This is a genomic window from Pseudomonas sediminis (assembly GCF_002741105.1).
Taxonomy (GTDB): Bacteria; Pseudomonadota; Gammaproteobacteria; order Pseudomonadales; family Pseudomonadaceae; genus Aquipseudomonas; species Aquipseudomonas sediminis.
Window position 1 is genome coordinate 1 of the sequence record NZ_NIQU01000004.1, and the last position, 16,174, is coordinate 16,174.

Below are 16,174 nucleotides of genomic sequence, written 5' to 3' on the forward strand. Positions count from 1 at the left end.
GCCACGGTGGAGCCGTGGTAACCGTTGTCGCGGCCGATGATGATTTTCTTGTTCGGCTGGCCTTTGCATGCCCAGTAGTGGCGCACCAGACGCAGCATGGTGTGCCACGGTGGAGCCGTGGTAACCGTTGTCGCGGCCGATGATGATTTTCTTGTTCGGCTGGCCTTTGCATGCCCAGTAGTGGCGCACCAGACGCAGCATGGTGTCATTGCCTTCCGAACCCGAACCGGTGAAGAACACGTGGTTCATGCCGGCTGGCGCCAGCTGGGAAATGGCGTGGGCCAACTCAAGCACCGGCGGGTGCGCGGTCTGGAAGAAGGTGTTGTAGAACGGCAGCTGCAGCATCTGCTTGGCGGCGGCGGCGACCAGCTCCTCGCGACCATAGCCGACGGCCACGCACCACAAGCCGGCCATGCCATCGAGGATCTTGTTGCCCTCGCTGTCCCACAGATGCACGCCCTTGGCCTCGGTGATGATGCGCGGGCCATTTTCGGCCAGCTGCTTGTAATCACTGAACGGCGCCAGGTGGTGGGCCTTGCTCAGGGCCTGCCACTGGGCAGTCTTGGGATTGTTCGCTTGCTTGTTCATTGCCAACACCTTGCTAACACGCAGCGCCAGCGGCGCTACGCAGAGATTCGTGGCACCGGCCGCACCAGGCGCGGCCGGTAGCCCATTACACCGACAGCAGGAGGAACTCGCGCTCCCAGGAACTGATCACGCGCTTAAAGTTCTCGTGCTCGGCACGCTTGACCGCGACATAGCCACGGATGAACTTCTCGCCGAGGAATTTCTCGGCGTCCTTGCACGCTTCCATCCGCTCCAGGGCGCTCTCGATGGTCACCGGCAGGCGCAGGTTGCGACGCTCGTAACCACGGCCCTTGACCGGTGCACCGGGTCTCACCCCGCCGACCATACCCATGTAGCCGCACAGCAGAGTGGCTGCCAGCACCAGGTACGGGTTGGCGTCAGCGCCAGCCAGGCGGTTTTCCACGCGACGGTTCTGCGGAGTCGCCTCAGGCACGCGCAGGCCCACGGTACGGTTCTCCTCGCCCCATTCCACGTTCACCGGCGCCGAGGTATCGGGCAGGAAGCGGCGGAACGAGTTGACGTTCGGTGCGAACAGCGGCAGCAGCTCGGGGATGTACTTCTGCAGTCCCCCGATGTGATGCATGAACAGCTCGCTCATCGTCCCGTCTTCGTTGGAGAAGATGTTCTTGCCGGTCTTGATGTCGACCACGCTCTGGTGGATGTGCATGGCGCTGCCCGGCTCGTCGGTGATCGGCTTGGCCATGAACGTGGCTGCCACGTCATGCTTGAGCGCGGCCTCACGCATGGTGCGCTTGAACACCAGAATCTGGTCGGCCAGGTGCAGCGCATCGCCATGACGGAAGTTGATTTCCATCTGCGCCGGGCCTTCTTCGTGGATCAGGGTGTCCAGATCCAGGCCTTGCAGTTCGCACCAGTCATACATGTCTTCAAACAGCGGGTCGAACTCGTTGGCCGCGTCGATGGAGAAGCTCTGACGGCCGGTTTCCGGGCGGCCGGAGCGGCCAACAGGCGCCACCAACGGGAAGTCCGGGTCGCTGTTGCGTTTGGTCAGGTAGAACTCCATCTCCGGCGCGACGATGGGCTTCCAACCCTTGTCGGCATACATCTGCAACACCTTCTTGAGGATGTTGCGCGGCGACAGCTCGATGGGGTTGCCCTGCTTGTCGAACGTATCGTGGATCACCATGGCGGTGGGTTCGATGGCCCAGGGCACGACGAAGACAGCGTTGGGGTCCGGACGGCAGAACATGTCGATGTCCGCCTCATCCAGCAGGTCGTAATAGATGTCGTCCTCGACGTAGTCGCCGGTCACGGTCTGCAGCAGCACGCTCTCGGGGAGGCGCATGCCCTTCTCGTCGAGGAACTTGTTGGTCGGCGAGATCTTGCCGCGGGCAATGCCGGTCAGGTCGCTGATCAGGCATTCGACTTCGGTGATTTTGCGTTCTTTCAGCCAGCTCGTGAGCTGGTCTAACTTGGTACTCATAGAGACCTCAGGGTTGTAGAACCAACTAGGGTTATAGCCGGTTCAGCGTTGCCCCGCCTCCTCCCTGCAAGCCTCACCAAAGGCCTGGAAGAAGGCGAGATATTCGGGTGGATGCTACTAGGGGTGCGACACCTCCGACACCCGACTTTGCACGCCACAGAAAGAAAATCGCCCGCCCTTGCTCACCAAAACCGCACTGTCTAGCTCGCGGCATAGCGCGACCCCAACAAACCTGGAGCGTGGTTTGTGCAGTGCACGAAGCCGGCCAAGGGGCATTGCACGGCTGCGTACGCTATCGTGCAGGGTATTGAGTGAGCGAAAAACCTGATGACACAGACTGAGCGACGATAATGCCGCAGGGGAAAGATGCTGCCGTGTTGCCGCGCCGCCAGGCATGCTGCCCCTGGTAACCCGCATGATGCGCAGGCCCGCCTCGCGAGCGAGGACAGAGGTAGCGTGACCGGTGGTGCTGGAACAAGCGCTGACGCCGATGGTCGGCAGGCAAAACATGAGACACCCGTATTATTGCTGTTATGGGTTTGAACCGAGCTTAGCCTTGTTCATTTTTTTACACAATAGCTCTGTAAAAAATTGAACACACCCCACTGAGCACCCTGAAAAGACGCCGGTTGAACCACCCTGAAAGGCCTTGAAACGCCCCAAAAATGGCCATCACGCCCCACTACAGGGCATCATCGGGCCTGCTTGACAGTAAAGTGCGTTTCGGATTGACTCACACCCATGCAGTCGCATGATTGATATATTTAACAAAAAGGTGTTGCATCATGTCGGTACCCCCGCGTGCCGTTCAGCTTAACGAAGCGAACGCGTTCCTTAAGGAACATCCTGAGGTCCAGTTCGTCGACCTTCTTATTGCAGATATGAATGGCGTGGTGCGCGGCAAGCGCATCGATCGAAACGCCCTGCACAAGGTGTACGAGAAAGGCATCAACCTGCCCGCCTCGCTCTTTGCGCTCGACATCAACGGCTCCACCGTCGAAAGCACCGGCCTTGGCCTGGACATCGGCGACGCCGACCGTATCTGCTTCCCCATCCCCAATACCCTGTGCAACGAGCCCTGGCAGAAGCGCCCCACTGCGCAACTGCTGATGACCATGCACGAGCTGGACGGCACGCCTTTCTTCGCCGACCCGCGCGAGGTATTGCGCCAGGTGGTACAGAAGTTCGACGAACTGGGCCTGCGTATCTGCGCAGCCTTCGAACTGGAGTTCTACCTGATCGACCAGGAGAACGTGAACGGGCGCCCGCAGCCACCACGCTCGCCGATCTCCGGCAAGCGCCCGCACTCGACTCAGGTCTACCTGATCGATGACCTCGACGAGTACGTCGACTGCCTGCAGGACATGCTCGAAGCCGCCAAGGAGCAGGACATCCCGGCCGACGCCATCGTCAAGGAAAGTGCCCCGGCGCAGTTCGAGGTCAACCTGCACCACGTCGAAGACGCCATCAAGGCCTGCGACTACGCACTGCTGCTCAAGCGCCTGATCAAGAACATCGCCTACGACCATGAGATGGACTCCACCTTCATGGCCAAGCCCTATCCGGGCCAGGCGGGCAATGGTCTGCACGTGCACATCTCGCTGCTCGACAAGAAGACCGGCAAGAACATCTTCGCTGCCGAAGATCCGCTGGAGAACACCTCGCTGCGTCATGCCGTCGGCGGCATCCTCGACACCATGTCCGCGTCGATGGCGTTCCTCTGCCCCAACGTCAACTCGTACCGCCGCTTCGGTGCACAGTTCTACGTGCCCAACGCACCGAGCTGGGCACTGGACAACCGCACCGTAGCCGTGCGCGTGCCGACTGGCAGCGCCGATGCTGTACGCATCGAGCACCGCGTCGCCGGTGCCGACGCCAACCCATACCTGATGCTGGCGTCGATCCTCGCCGGTATCCACCACGGTCTGACCAACCAGATCGAACCGGGCGAGCCGATCGAAGGCAACTCCTACGAACAGCTCGAACAGAGCCTGCCGAACAACTTGCGCGATGCCCTGCGCGAGCTGGACGACAGCGAAGTGCTGAACAAATACATCGATCCGAAGTACATCGACATCTTCGTCGCGTGCAAGGAAGCCGAGCTGGAGGAGTTCGAAACCACCATCTCCGACCTCGAGTACAACTGGTACCTGCACACCGTGTAAAACCGAGAAAGCCGGCCGCAGAGCCGGCTTCTTTTTGCCTGCCAACTGCCTGCTCCAGTGCTCTGCACCGGGGCCAGCGGTTCGCCGCACGGCGACTCCGCTGACATGAATCAACCCCCGGCGCCCAAGACCGCCGGATACTGTTGCCTTCATCCATCGGGGAGCTACTCATGCAACGCGTTTTTGCCGCCGTCCTGCTAGGCCTGAGCTGTGGCCTGGCCCAGGCCGCCGACAGCATTCGGGTCTACAACTGGAACGATTACATCGCGCCGCAGGTGCTGGAAAACTTCACGCGCGACACCGGTATCGAAGTCGAGTACCACACCTTCGCCAGTGCCGAAGAACTGAGCGCAGCGCTGAACAGCGGCCAACCCATCGACATCGCGGTGCCCTCGCACAACGATCTGCCAGGGCTGATCGCCAGTGGCCGTATTCGTCCGCTGGATTTCAACCTGTTACCCAACCGCACACACCTCGACAAGCAGTTGCTCAGCAAGCTGGCCGCGGTCGACCCGCAGAATCAGCACGCCGTGCCGTACCTGTGGGGCGCGGTCGGCCTGGCGATTAACACGCCGCAGGCCGAGGCTGCCTATGGCGGACCACTGCCGGACAGCTGGAGCCTGCTGTTCGATGCCAAACAGAGCGCGCGCCTGGCCAGTTGCGGCATCAGCGTGCTGGATGCGCCAGATGAAACCCTGTCACTGCTGCTCAACTACCAGGGCCGCAGCCTTGCCCGCAGCGCACCAAGCCGAGTCGAGCGCGCCGGCGGAGTGCTCGAGGCACTACGCCCAAACCTGCGCTACGTCGACAGCGAGCGCTATATCGAAGATCTCAGCAGCGGCCACTTGTGCCTGGCCATGGCCTGGGTCGGCGACGCCCTTGCCGCAGCGCAGGCCGGCCAGCCGGTACGCTTCGTGGTACCGGACGAAGGCTCGGTGCTGTTCATCGACAACCTGGTGATTCCTGCCAACGCCGCTCGGCCGGACCTCGCTCACCGCTTCATCGACTACCTGATGCAACCGCAGATCATCGCCCAGATCACCGCCGAGACGCTCTACCCCAACGGTAATGCAGACTCCGCGCAGTTCATCGACAGCGCCCTGCTGGCGCAGCCCGGCCTGTACCCGGATCAGGACACCAAACGCCGCCTGTATCCGCTGGAAGTCCTTTCGGAGAAACATGCGCAGGTGCGCAGCAACGTCTGGCAGCGCTTTCGCGACGGTAGCTGAGGCGTGTACGGCGATGCTTGCCTCGCCGCCGCCTGCTGACGTCCAATAGCGCCTCGACCCACGAGGACTCAGCCATGTCGCGCCCCGCCAGCACCCGCAAGCCACGCGCCAGCAGCCAGGCACGGATCGCCGTGATACTGGCGGCAGCACGCGAACTGCTGGCCGAGCAGGGCATGGCCAACCTGTCGATCTACACGGTGGCCGAGCACGCAGGCATTCCACCGTCGTCGGTGTACCACTTCTTCGCCAGCGTGCCGACACTGCTCGAAGGGCTGACTGCAGACGTGCACTCAGCCTTTCGCGCCTGCCTGCAGGAGCCGGTCGAACACGCCAGCCTGAACACCTGGCATGACCTGTCGCGCATCGTCGAACAACGTATGCTGGGCATCTACGCGCGCGACGCCGCAGCGCGCCAGCTGATCCTCGCCCAGCATGGCCTGGCCGAGGTAACCCAGGCCGACCATCAGCATGACATCGAACTGGGCCGCCTGATGCAGGCGCTGTTCGACCGCCACTTCCCCCTGCCGCAGTTACCGATAGATATCGATGTCTTCGCCCTGGCCATGGAGCTGGGTGATCGCGTCTATGCCCGCTCCGTACAGCTGCACGGCGAAATCACGCCACGCCTGGCCGAGGAAGGCATGCGCGTATTCGACGCCTACCTGGGCCTGTACCTGCCGGCCGCGCTGCCGAAAAGACCTGCACCGCTGGCGTAATCCCCCGTAGGGTGCGCCGTGCGCACCGATGACATCTGACGGCGTGGCCGATCGCTGCGCGCACCCTAAGCGGCCTGTGCCCCTACGACCGAACCAATATAAATCCGATAAAAATCGTATTAATTTTGCTAATTCAACAAAAAGCACCTTCTAATACCGATATTTATCGGATATAAATCGATCATCCAGCCTTGGCCAAGTCCAGCCACGGCACTCTGAATGGGCCGCCAAAGCGGCCTGCGAACGAGCCAAGAGGTGCTTTATGTCCCGTATCGTTACCGTCGCTGCGACCCAGATGGCCTGCTCCTGGGATACGCCCGCGAACATCGCCAATGCCGAGAGGCTGGTACGCCAGGCTGCCGCACAGGGCGCGCAGATCATCCTGATCCAGGAGCTGTTCGAGGCTCCCTACTTCTGCCAGAAGCCCAACGCCGACTACACCCAGCTGGCGACCACGGTGGAGGAAAATCCGGCTATCACGCACTTCCAGGAAGTTGCCGCCGAACTGAAGGTAGTGCTGCCGATCAGCTTCTTCGAACGCGCCGGTCGCGCCCGCTTCAACAGCATCGCCATCCTCGATGCCGACGGCACTAATCTCGGGATTTATCGAAAAAGCCATATTCCCGATGGCCCCGGCTACCACGAGAAGTACTACTTCAACCCGGGCGATACCGGCTTCAAGGTCTGGGACACCGCTTATGCCCGTATCGGCGTGGGTATCTGCTGGGATCAGTGGTTCCCCGAGTGTGCACGCAGCATGGCGCTGATGGGCGCAGAGATTCTCTTCTACCCCACCGCTATCGGCAGCGAGCCGCACGATGCCAACATCACCTCGCGCGAGCACTGGCAGCGTGTGCAACAGGGCCATGCCGGCGCCAACCTGATGCCGCTGGTGGCCAGCAACCGCATCGGCCGCGAGGAGCAGGACGGCTACGACATCACCTTCTACGGCAGCTCGTTCATCGCCAACCAGTTCGGCGAGAAAGTCGAGGAGCTGAACCAGACCGAGGAAGGCGTGCTGGTGCACAGCTTCGACCTGAGCGAACTGGAGAAGGTACGCACCGCCTGGGGTGTGTTCCGCGACCGCCGGCCGAACCTATACTGGCCGCTTTCCACGCTCGACGGTGAAACACCCTCGATCCCGTAGGGTGCGCTGTGCGCACCTAGCCCTCCAAACACTTTGCCGGTGCGCATGGCGCACTCTACGGAAGCGAAATATGACCACTCTGACCACGACTCCACGCGCCGATGGCTTCCGCATGCCGGCGGAATGGGAAACCCACAGCAAGACCTGGATGGTCTGGCCCGAGCGCCCGGACAACTGGCGCAACGGCGGCAAGCCGGCACAGGCCGCCTTCGCCGCGGTGGCCAAGGCCATTGCCCAGTTCGAGCCGGTGACCCTCTGCGTGTCCGCAGCGCAGTATGAAAACGCCCGCGCGCGCCTGGACGACGCCAATATCCGCCTGGTTGAAATCACCACCGACGACGCCTGGGTGCGCGACACCGGCCCGACCTTCGTCACCAGCGCCAGCGGCGAAGTGCGCGGCGTGGACTGGGCGTTCAACGCCTGGGGCGGCTTCGACGGTGGCCTGTACTGGCCCTGGCTGCGTGACGACCAGGTGGCACGCAAGGTTCTCGAGATCGAAGGCTGCAAGCGTTACCGCACCGAGGGCTTCGTACTCGAAGGTGGCTCGATCCATGTCGATGGCGAAGGCACCTTGATCACCACCGAAGAGTGCCTGCTGAACAAGAACCGCAACCCGCACCTGTCGCGCGAAGAAATCGAAACCGTGCTGCGCGAGCACCTGGCCATCGACACGGTGATCTGGCTGCCGGACGGTCTGTACAACGACGAAACCGACGGCCACGTCGACAACTTCTGCTGTTACGTGCGCCCCGGTGAAGTGCTGCTGGCCTGGACCGACGATGTGAATGACCCCAACTACCCGCGCTGCCAGGCCGCCATGCGCGTACTGGAAAGCGTGCACGACGCCAAGGGGCGTCAGCTGACCGTGCACAAGATGCCCATTCCAGGCCCGATTCATGCCACTGCCGAAGAGTGCGCGGGCGTCGACATGGTCGACGGCAGCCAAGAGCGCAGCCCAGAAGTTCGCCTGGCCGGCTCCTACGTGAACTTCCTTATCGTCAACGGCGGCATCGTCGCGCCGAGCTTCGATGATCCGAAGGACGAGGAGGCCCGCACTATCCTCCAGCGCATTTTCCCCGAGCATCGCGTGGTGATGGTGCCGGGCCGCGAGATCCTTCTGGGCGGCGGCAATATCCACTGCATCACCCAGCAGCAGCCAGCCCCACAAGGCAGTTGAAAAGTACTCTGAAGGCCTTCAAGTTGATCCTGACCAAGCCGATAAGATTGGTCGGGATCAACCCGTTACCTTCAAGAGCACATCATGTTCAACAAAGCCCTCAAGCGAGCACTGGAAGTAGCTCGTCAGCAGTTGCAGTCCTCGCTTGCCAGGAAGGCTGCCGTCGATCGTTCGACGGCCATGATCGAATTCAAGCCTGACGGCACCATCGTCAGCGCCAATGACAATCTCCTGACCACCATGGGTTACCGACTGGAGGAGATCGTCGGCCAGCATCACAGCATCTTCTGCTTCCCCGAATACCAGTCCAGCGCCGAGTACCGCCGATTCTGGCAACGCCTGGCGGCCGGCGAGTACATCCGTGAGCGCTTCCGCCGTCGCAACAAGCAAGGCCAGGAAGTCTGGCTGGAAGCCAGCTACAACCCGATCCGCGGCGCAGATGGCCGTGTCGAAGGCGTGCTCAAACTGGCCACGGACATCACTGCACAGGTCATCCGCGAGCAGGAACAGAACAGCATGGTAGAGGCCATCAGCCGCTCCATGGCGGTAATCGCCTTCAACCTCAAGGGCGAGGTGCTCGATGCCAATGAAAACTTCCAGCAGACCATGGGCTACCGCCTGGACGAAATCCGCGGCAAGCACCATCGCCTGTTCTGCCCCCGCGAAGAGGCCGACTCGCCTGCCTACCGCGACTTCTGGGCACGCCTGAATCGCGGCGAATTCTTCTCAGGGCGATTCCAGCGCATCAACCGCCACGGCGACATCATCTGGCTGAGCGCCACCTACAATCCGGTGTTCGACGCCAGCGGCACCCTCTACAAGATCGTCAAGTTCGCCCGTGACATCACCCCGCAGGTGCACCAGCAACAGGCCGAATCTGATGCAGCCAAGCTTGCCTATGAAATTTCCCAACGCACCGACGACAGTGCCCGGCATGGCGCCGAGGTGATCAGCGAAACCGTCACGATGGTGCGCGGCATCGCCGACGAGCTGTCCCGCGCAGCCGAGGGCATTAGCGCGGTCAGCCAGCAGTCGGAGATGATCAGCAGCATCGTGCAGACCATCCGCGGCATTGCCGAGCAAACCAACCTGCTGGCCCTCAACGCCGCTATCGAAGCGGCGCGCGCAGGCGAGCAGGGCCGCGGATTCGCGGTGGTCGCTGATGAAGTGCGCAGTCTGGCGGCGCGCACCGCACAGGCAACAGTGGAGATCGTCGAGGTGGTCAAGCGCAACCACGAGCTAGCGCAAGACGCCGTGGACAACATGCAGTCCAGTCAGCACAAGGTCGAGCAGGGTGTGGAGCTGGTCAATCAGGCCGGGCAGGTGATCGAGGAAATCCAGAGTGGCGCACGGCAGGTTGTCGATGCCGTGCGCCAGTTCGCCGAGGCGATTGAGGAGCAACACTAACGCTTACGGCCTTCAGGATTGCTTGCAGGTATTGATCCCCAGCAGCGAACAAGCCGGGCACCGATGGCCAGGCTCAGCGCGATGAGGATAAACCCTGCGGCGATGCGCAGACTGCGGTCGAGCGTTCCAATTATCAAGGTTCTCCAGGTCAACGTCCGCGCCGGCCTTCCAGCGCAGCAAAGAGCAGCATGCCGGCGAGCATCGCTGCGACGAACAGCAGGGCCTGCCAGTGCCCGGTCAGCAGGATGGCAACAGCCGGCCCCGGACAGATGCCAGCGATACCCCAACCGGCCCCGAACAGCAGGCTGCCGCCGATCAGGCGAGCATCGAGGTCACGACGCGTCGGCAACTGCATGGCGCCGCCGAGCAGTGCCCTGGCGCGCCGTTGCGCCAGGTTCAACGGCACTGCTGCGACGGCAATGGCCCCGACCATCACCAGCGCCAGCGAGGGATCCCAATTTCCGGCCAAATCGAGAAAAGCCAGCACCTTGGCCGGGTCGGCCATGCCCGCTAGCAGCAGGCCCAGACCAAACAGCAGGCCGCAGGCGAATGAACTGAGTCTGACCATCCTCAAGCCCCCAGCAGGTGACGCAGGACAAAGACCGTGACGAAACCCGTGGCCATGAAGCACAGGGTTGCCAGCACCGAGCGCGGCGACAAGCGGGAAATACCGCAAACCCCGTGGCCGCTTGTGCAGCCCGAGCCATAACGGGTGCCGATACCGACCAGCAAGCCGGCGACGATCAAGCCGAGACTGCTCGTCTCGAAATGAATCGACGGTAATGCCGCGAACAATCCCCAGAGCAAGGGCGCCAGAAGCAGGCCAACAAGGAACGCTGCTTTTTCGCCGCGCCCTTCGCCCTGACGCTGCAGTAGGCTGCCGAGCAGGCCGCTGATACCCGCTACCCGGCCATTGGCCAAGGCGAATATGGCAGCCGACAGACCGATCAGCGCCCCTCCAGCCAGGGCGCTCCAAGGCGTGAAGCCGGCCCAGTCGATGTTCATTGCCGGCCCTCGCAGAACAGACGGTAGAGCGTCTCGATCACCGCCAGCGCCGCCGGGCTGCTGATGCGATAGAAAATCTGTTTGCCGTCACGACGGGTTTCCACCAACCCCTCGCGGCGCAGCACCGCCAGTTGCTGGGACAGCGTCGGCTGCTGAATACCGAGCAGCGCCTCCAGCTCACTGACGTTGCGCTCGCCTTGCGACAGCTGGCAGAGCAGCAACAGGCGATCAGGATTGGCCAACGCCTTGAGCAGTTGCCCGGCGGCGTCTGCATTGACGCGCAGCTGCTGGATATCGACGGGCTCAGTCATGGTACACCTTCACCAAATACAATATGTATCTTTATATATTGTATTTCGAGCAAGTGTTATCCCAACCGACCATCGGCTAAAGAGGGAGTTGAACGGGCCTTACAAGAGCGCGCCGACTTACATCAACCGATGCATGCACAGTACAAATCGTGGGAGGGGCTTTAGCCGCGACAAGAACTCGCCGCTGAAGCGCCTCCCACAAGGGGTATCGCCACTATCCGGGCTACCACTGACGCCCTGCATGCGAATTCATTAGCAGAGCCCAGAAACGCAGAAACCCGCCGCAGCGGGTTTCCGGGTCGAGGCCTGATGAATCAGGCGTCGGCGTCAGCAGCGGCCTGATAGGCGGCAGCGTCCAGCAGCTTGTCCAGCTCGCTGGTGTCGCTCGGTTTGAGCTTAAAGAACCAGCTGCCATACGGGTCGCTGTTGACGCTTTCCGGGCTGTCAGCCAGCGCTTCGTTGATGGCGATGACTTCGCCGCCAACCGGCGCATAGATGTCGGAGGCAGCCTTGACCGACTCCACCACACCGGCTTCCTGGCCGGCGTTCAGTTGCTTGCCGACTTCAGGCAGCTCGATGAATACCACGTCGCCGAGGGCTTCCTGGGCGTGGTCGGAAATGCCCACGGTCACGCTACCGTCAGCCTCCAGGCGCGCCCACTCGTGGCTGGCGGCATAACGCAGATCGGCGGGGATATTGCTCATGTTTGATTCCTCGTAAACGGTGACGGCAAGTGGGCCGTCAGGACAATTTAGCAGGCCGCGGCGCCAGGGGAAGCCAGCACCGCGACCTGATGATTCAGATAAGGGTTTTACCGTTGCGCACGAAGCTCGGCTTGACCACCCGCACCGGGTACCACTTGCCGCGGATCTCCACCTCGGCACGATCCCCGGTCGCGGCCGGCACCCGCGCCAGCGCGATGGATTTGTTCAGCGTAGGCGAGAAGCTGCCACTGGTGATCTCACCCTCACCGATGCCGTCGACGCGCACCACCTGGTGCGCACGCAGCACGCCACGCTCTTCCAGCACCAGCCCAACCAGCTTGCTCGGGCAGCCGGCGGCGCGCTGCGCTTCCAGCACTGAGCGGCCGATGAAGTCGCGCTCGGCTGGTTCCCAGGCGATGGTCCAGGCCATGTTGGCAGCCAGCGGGCTGACCTGTTCATCCATGTCCTGGCCGTAGAGGTTCATACCCGCTTCGAGGCGCAGGGTGTCACGGGCGCCAAGGCCAATGGGCGAAATACCGGCACCGACCAGATCGTTGAGGAAGGACACCACCTCGGTCACCGGCAGCACGATTTCCAGGCCATCTTCGCCGGTATAACCGGTACGCGCGATGAACCAGTCACCCTCGGGCAGGCCCTGGAACGGCTTGAGCTCGTGGATCAGTGCGGCACGGGCCTGGCTCAGCAGCTCGGAAACGCGTGCGCGCGCCTTCGGCCCCTGAATGGCGAGCATAGCCAGATCGCGACGCTCGCGCAGTTGCACATCGAAGTCGCTCGCCTGGGCATGCATCCACGCCAGGTCCTTGTCACGGGTGCCAGCGTTGACCACCAGGCGGTAGCCGCCCTCGGTGAGGTAAACGATCAGGTCGTCGATCACCCCGCCCTGCTCATTGAGCATGGCGCTGTAAAGCGCCTTGCCAGGGCTTTCCAGGCGGGCCACATCATTGGCCAGCAGACGCTGCAGGAAGGCCTTCGCCTGACTGCCGCTTACGTCCACCACGCACATGTGCGAGACGTCGAACACGCCGCACTCGCGGCGCACCTGATGATGCTCTTCCACTTGCGAACCGTAGTGCAGCGGCATGTCCCAGCCGCCGAAGTCCACCATCTTGGCCCCCAGTGCCAGGTGCAGGTCATAGAGGGGGGTGCGCTGTCCCATGGGTAAATCTCCTTCCGGGCTTGGCGAAGCGATTCAGACCCCTAGAAGCTACCTGCGTTGCCATTGCTGCGTTGCAGGCAAACTCGAAATGCTCATGTGCAGGAGCACACTGCGCTTTCTCGTTTGCCTGCGCCTTGCACTGGCGGCCTCGGAGACGCTTCTAGACGAATCCTGTCGGGCTGCCCCGACTCGCGAATGGCGCGCATTGTAGCCGCAAGGTCTGCGGGGGTCATCTGACCAAAGGTCGCGCAGTGATCCGAGCCTGTATATGTCTAAGCCCAGGGCCTGGACCAGAGGCCCTCAACCGAAACTGCGGGCCGAGCGCCTTATCAGCAGAATCACCGGCAGCAGGCCGACCAGCACCAGGGTCAGCGCCGGCAGCGAGGCGCGCGCCCACTCGCCTTCGCTGGTCATTTCAAATACCCGTACCGACAGCGTGTCCCAGCCGAATGGGCGCATCAGCAGGGTCGCCGGCATTTCCTTGAGTACGTCGACGAATACCAGCAGCGCGGCCGACAAGGTGCCCGGCAGCAGCAGCGGCAGATAGACCCTGAAGAACAGCCCGAAGCTGCCCACACCAAGGCTGCGCGAGGCCTCGGGCAGGGACGGACGAATACGCGCCAGGCTGGTCTCCAGCGGTCCGAAGGCCACCGCCATGAAGCGAATCAGGTAGGCCACCAGCAGCGCCGCCAGACTGCCCAGCAGCAAGGGCTTACCAGCACCACCCAGCGCAGTGGACAACGGAATCACCAGCTCACGATCCAAAAAGCTGAACGCCAGCATGATCGCCACCGCCAGCACCGAACCCGGCAAGGCATAGCCGAGATTGCCCAGAGCGACGCCGAAGCGCACTCCGCGATTCGGCGCCTGGCGGCGGGCGAAGGCCAGCAGCATGGCCACACTGACGGTGATCAGCGCCGCCATGCCGCCCAGGTAAAGGGTGTGCAGGATCAGCCCGGCGTAGCGCTCATCGAGGTCGAAGCGACCGCGCCGCCAGAACCAGGCCAGCAGTTGAAGAAGTGGGATGACGAAGGCGCAGGCGAATACCAGACCACACCAGGCGCTGGCCGCGAAGGCCTTCCAGCCGTGCAGGTGATACAGCGCCTTGCCGCGCGGCCGCTCGTTGGCCGGTCGTGCGGCGCCGCGAGCACGACGCTCGCCGTAGAGCACCAACGCCACGGCCAGCAGCAGCAGGCTGGCCAGCTGGGTAGCACTGGTCAGGCTGTAGAAGCTGTACCAGGTCTTGTAGATCGCCGTGGTAAAGGTATCGAAGTTGAACACCGACACCGCGCCGAAATCGGCCAGGGTCTCCATGATTGCCAGGGCCAGACCAGCACCGATGGCCGGTCGCGCCATTGGCAGCGCCACCCGCCAGAACGCCTGCCAGGGGCTTTGCCCGAGCACCCGAGCCGCCTCCATCAAGCCCTTGCCCTGAGCCAGGAAGGCGCCACGGGCGAGCAGATAGACGTAGGGATAGAACACCAGCACCAACACGATGATCACACCACCGGTCGAACGCACGCGCGGCAAGCGCAAGCCACTGCCGAACCATTCGCGCAGCAGCGTCTGCACCGGGCCGGCGAAATCCAGCAGGCCAACGAAAACGAATGCCAGCACGTAGGCAGGAATGGCGAAAGGCAACATCAGCGCCCAGTCCAGCCAGCGCCGACCGGGAAACTCGCAGAGGCTGGTGAGCCAGGCCAGGCTCACCCCCAGCAGTGTCACCCCTACACCGACACCGATCACCAGCGTCAGCGTGTTGCCGATCAGCCGCGCCATCTGCGTCTGCCACAGGTGCGCCCAGATCTGCTGATCCACGTCGTGCCAGCTCAGCAGCAGCACCGACAGCGGCATCAACACCAGAACGGCGACGGCAAGGACGATGGGGTACCAGCGACGCTGGACGGGATGCGGCACGCGGATTCCTCGACTACGGAAATGACGACGCCCCGGCTAGGCGGGGCGTCGCAGTATAACGGCAGCGCTGTGCTCGTCGATGATCGTTACGCGCTTACTGCCAGCCAGCGCGATCCATCAGCATGGTCGCTTCGGCCTGGCGCTTGCCAGCCACTTCGGTGGCCACGGTATCGGCCTTGAAAGTGCCCCAGGAAGCCACCTCGGCAGACGGTTTCACCGCCGGGTTGGCCGGGTACTCCTGGTTAACACCGGCGAAGATGCTCTGCGCTTCTGCGGTGGTCATCCACTCCAGCAGCTTCTTGGCCTGTTCGGCATGCGGTGCATGCTTGGTCACACCAGCACCGGCCAGGTTGACGTGCACGCCACGGTCGTTCTGGTTCGGCCAGAACGGCTTGACCTTCAGATCCGGCTGCTGCTTGTGCAGACGGCCATAGTAGTAGGTGTTGGTGATGCCCACGTCGCACTGGCCGGCGTCGATGGCTTGCAGCAACGCGGTGTCATCCGGGAACACGTCGGTAGCCAGGTTGTTGACCCAACCCTTGACGATTTCTTCGGTCTTCTCGGCGCCGTGGGCTTCGATCAGGGTGGCGGTCAGCGACTGGTTGTAGACCTTCTTGCTGGTACGCAGGCACAGGCGGCCTTCCCAGTTCTTGTCTGCCAGCGCTTCGTAGGTGGACAACTCTTCCGGCTTGACGCGCTCGGTGGAGTAGAAAATGGTCCGTGCACGCAGCGACAGGCCGGTCCAGCTGTCGGTGCTGGAGCGATACTGAGCGGGGATGTTGGCATCGATCACGTCGGACTTGGTCGGCTGCAGCACGCCTTCCTGCTCGGCCTGCCAGAGGTTGCCGGCGTCAACGGTGATCAGCAGGTCAGCCGGGGTGTTGGCGCCCTCGGCCTTGAGGCGGGCGATCAGCGGGGCTTCCTTGTCGGTGATGAACTTCACCTTGACCCCGGTTTTCTCGGTGTAGGCGTCGAACACCGGCTTGATCAGCTCATCGATGCGGGCGGAGTAGACCACCACTTCATCGGCAGCCTGGACGGCAGTTGCCAGGGTGCTGAGAGTGAATGCGGCGAGGAGCGCGTTACGAGCCTTCATGGGACCAGCCTCTTGTGGATTACAAAGTGGCTGAATAGTAGTGAATGTTATTTGCCTTCTCAACGTAAACAGCAAGACCACACGCAGCAGT

Annotated in this window: 14 protein-coding genes and 2 pseudogenes; 7 read left to right on the forward strand and 9 right to left on the reverse strand. The window is 62.6% G+C overall.

What is annotated here, in order from left to right; translation table 11 throughout:
- The coding region (locus CDO35_RS10560) for an aminotransferase class III-fold pyridoxal phosphate-dependent enzyme (RefSeq protein ID WP_243699070.1) at positions 1 to 588 on the reverse strand (588 nt) is incomplete at its 3' end.
- 85 nt (positions 589 to 673) lie between these two features.
- Positions 674 to 2,032, reverse strand: coding sequence for a glutamine synthetase family protein (locus CDO35_RS10565; RefSeq protein ID WP_074855158.1), 1,359 nt, complete (start codon positions 2,030 to 2,032; stop codon positions 674 to 676).
- 785 nt (positions 2,033 to 2,817) lie between these two features.
- On the opposite strand from CDO35_RS10565, the gene CDO35_RS10570 reads away from it, so the two are divergent.
- From CDO35_RS10570 to CDO35_RS23395, 7 genes and pseudogenes are all read left to right on the forward strand, one after another.
- Complete coding sequence (locus CDO35_RS10570; protein WP_099524587.1) at positions 2,818 to 4,197, forward strand: glutamine synthetase family protein; 1,380 nt, start codon at positions 2,818 to 2,820, stop codon at positions 4,195 to 4,197.
- Between the two features lie 170 nt (positions 4,198 to 4,367).
- Entirely contained in the window at positions 4,368 to 5,426 is a 1,059-nt protein-coding gene (locus CDO35_RS10575; protein ID WP_099524590.1) for a polyamine ABC transporter substrate-binding protein, read from the forward strand.
- 74 nt (positions 5,427 to 5,500) lie between these two features.
- The gene (locus CDO35_RS10580; protein WP_099524592.1) at positions 5,501 to 6,142 is read left to right on the forward strand and encodes a TetR/AcrR family transcriptional regulator; all 642 of its coding nucleotides are present in this window, start codon (positions 5,501 to 5,503) and stop codon (positions 6,140 to 6,142) included.
- Between the two features lie 262 nt (positions 6,143 to 6,404).
- Positions 6,405 to 7,289, forward strand: a complete 885-nt coding sequence (gene aguB, locus CDO35_RS10585) for an N-carbamoylputrescine amidase (RefSeq protein ID WP_099524594.1) — start codon at positions 6,405 to 6,407, stop codon at positions 7,287 to 7,289.
- A gap of 70 nt (positions 7,290 to 7,359) precedes the next feature.
- Positions 7,360 to 8,466, forward strand: coding sequence for an agmatine deiminase (gene aguA, locus CDO35_RS10590; RefSeq protein WP_099524596.1), 1,107 nt, complete (start codon positions 7,360 to 7,362; stop codon positions 8,464 to 8,466).
- Positions 8,467 to 8,550: 84 nt separating this feature from the next.
- A pseudogene (locus CDO35_RS23390) lies at positions 8,551 to 9,327 on the forward strand (PAS domain-containing protein); the annotation flags it as partial.
- Between the two features lie 102 nt (positions 9,328 to 9,429).
- Positions 9,430 to 9,873: pseudogene (locus CDO35_RS23395) on the forward strand (methyl-accepting chemotaxis protein); the annotation flags it as partial.
- A 148-nt stretch (positions 9,874 to 10,021) separates the two neighbouring features.
- Here the strand turns inward: CDO35_RS23395 and CDO35_RS10600 are convergent.
- From CDO35_RS10600 to CDO35_RS10630, 7 genes are all read right to left on the reverse strand, one after another.
- A complete protein-coding gene (locus CDO35_RS10600) occupies positions 10,022 to 10,441 on the reverse strand; it encodes a DUF6691 family protein (RefSeq protein WP_099524599.1) in 420 nt (139 codons plus the stop codon).
- A 2-nt stretch (positions 10,442 to 10,443) separates the two neighbouring features.
- Positions 10,444 to 10,878, reverse strand: coding sequence for a YeeE/YedE family protein (locus CDO35_RS10605; RefSeq protein WP_099524600.1), 435 nt, complete (start codon positions 10,876 to 10,878; stop codon positions 10,444 to 10,446).
- Positions 10,875 to 11,189: an ArsR/SmtB family transcription factor gene (locus tag CDO35_RS10610; protein ID WP_099524602.1), complete on the reverse strand. Its 315-nt coding sequence runs from the start codon at positions 11,187 to 11,189 to the stop codon at positions 10,875 to 10,877. Before CDO35_RS10610 ends, CDO35_RS10605 begins: the two co-directional genes overlap by 4 nt.
- Positions 11,190 to 11,503: 314 nt before the next feature.
- Entirely contained in the window at positions 11,504 to 11,893 is a 390-nt protein-coding gene (gene gcvH, locus CDO35_RS10615; protein ID WP_003458665.1) for a glycine cleavage system protein GcvH, read from the reverse strand.
- Positions 11,894 to 11,987: 94 nt separating this feature from the next.
- Positions 11,988 to 13,070, reverse strand: coding sequence for a glycine cleavage system aminomethyltransferase GcvT (gcvT, locus tag CDO35_RS10620; RefSeq protein WP_099524604.1), 1,083 nt, complete (start codon positions 13,068 to 13,070; stop codon positions 11,988 to 11,990).
- Positions 13,071 to 13,370: 300 nt separating this feature from the next.
- On the reverse strand, positions 13,371 to 14,987 hold the full coding sequence (locus CDO35_RS10625) for an ABC transporter permease (RefSeq protein ID WP_099524607.1): 1,617 nt from the start codon (positions 14,985 to 14,987) through the stop codon (positions 13,371 to 13,373).
- A 94-nt stretch (positions 14,988 to 15,081) separates the two neighbouring features.
- The gene (locus CDO35_RS10630; protein ID WP_099524609.1) at positions 15,082 to 16,083 is read right to left on the reverse strand and encodes an extracellular solute-binding protein; all 1,002 of its coding nucleotides are present in this window, start codon (positions 16,081 to 16,083) and stop codon (positions 15,082 to 15,084) included.
- Positions 16,084 to 16,174: the final 91 nt, after the last annotated feature.

What these genes read in the sequence shown, in the direction of transcription:
- CDO35_RS10565 (WP_074855158.1), bottom strand. Translation starts at nt 2,032, where the DNA reads ATGAGTACCAAGTTAGACCAGCTCACGAGCTGGCTGAAAGAACGCAAA.
- CDO35_RS10570 (WP_099524587.1), top strand. Translation starts at nt 2,818, where the DNA reads ATGTCGGTACCCCCGCGTGCCGTTCAGCTTAACGAAGCGAACGCGTTC.
- CDO35_RS10575 (WP_099524590.1), top strand. Translation starts at nt 4,368, where the DNA reads ATGCAACGCGTTTTTGCCGCCGTCCTGCTAGGCCTGAGCTGTGGCCTG.
- CDO35_RS10600 (WP_099524599.1), bottom strand. Translation starts at nt 10,441, where the DNA reads ATGGTCAGACTCAGTTCATTCGCCTGCGGCCTGCTGTTTGGTCTGGGC.
- CDO35_RS10580 (WP_099524592.1), top strand. Translation starts at nt 5,501, where the DNA reads ATGTCGCGCCCCGCCAGCACCCGCAAGCCACGCGCCAGCAGCCAGGCA.
- aguA (WP_099524596.1), top strand. Translation starts at nt 7,360, where the DNA reads ATGACCACTCTGACCACGACTCCACGCGCCGATGGCTTCCGCATGCCG.
- aguB (WP_099524594.1), top strand. Translation starts at nt 6,405, where the DNA reads ATGTCCCGTATCGTTACCGTCGCTGCGACCCAGATGGCCTGCTCCTGG.
- CDO35_RS10630 (WP_099524609.1), bottom strand. Translation starts at nt 16,083, where the DNA reads ATGAAGGCTCGTAACGCGCTCCTCGCCGCATTCACTCTCAGCACCCTG.
- gcvT (WP_099524604.1), bottom strand. Translation starts at nt 13,070, where the DNA reads ATGGGACAGCGCACCCCCCTCTATGACCTGCACCTGGCACTGGGGGCC.
- gcvH (WP_003458665.1), bottom strand. Translation starts at nt 11,893, where the DNA reads ATGAGCAATATCCCCGCCGATCTGCGTTATGCCGCCAGCCACGAGTGG.
- CDO35_RS10605 (WP_099524600.1), bottom strand. Translation starts at nt 10,878, where the DNA reads ATGAACATCGACTGGGCCGGCTTCACGCCTTGGAGCGCCCTGGCTGGA.
- CDO35_RS10610 (WP_099524602.1), bottom strand. Translation starts at nt 11,189, where the DNA reads ATGACTGAGCCCGTCGATATCCAGCAGCTGCGCGTCAATGCAGACGCC.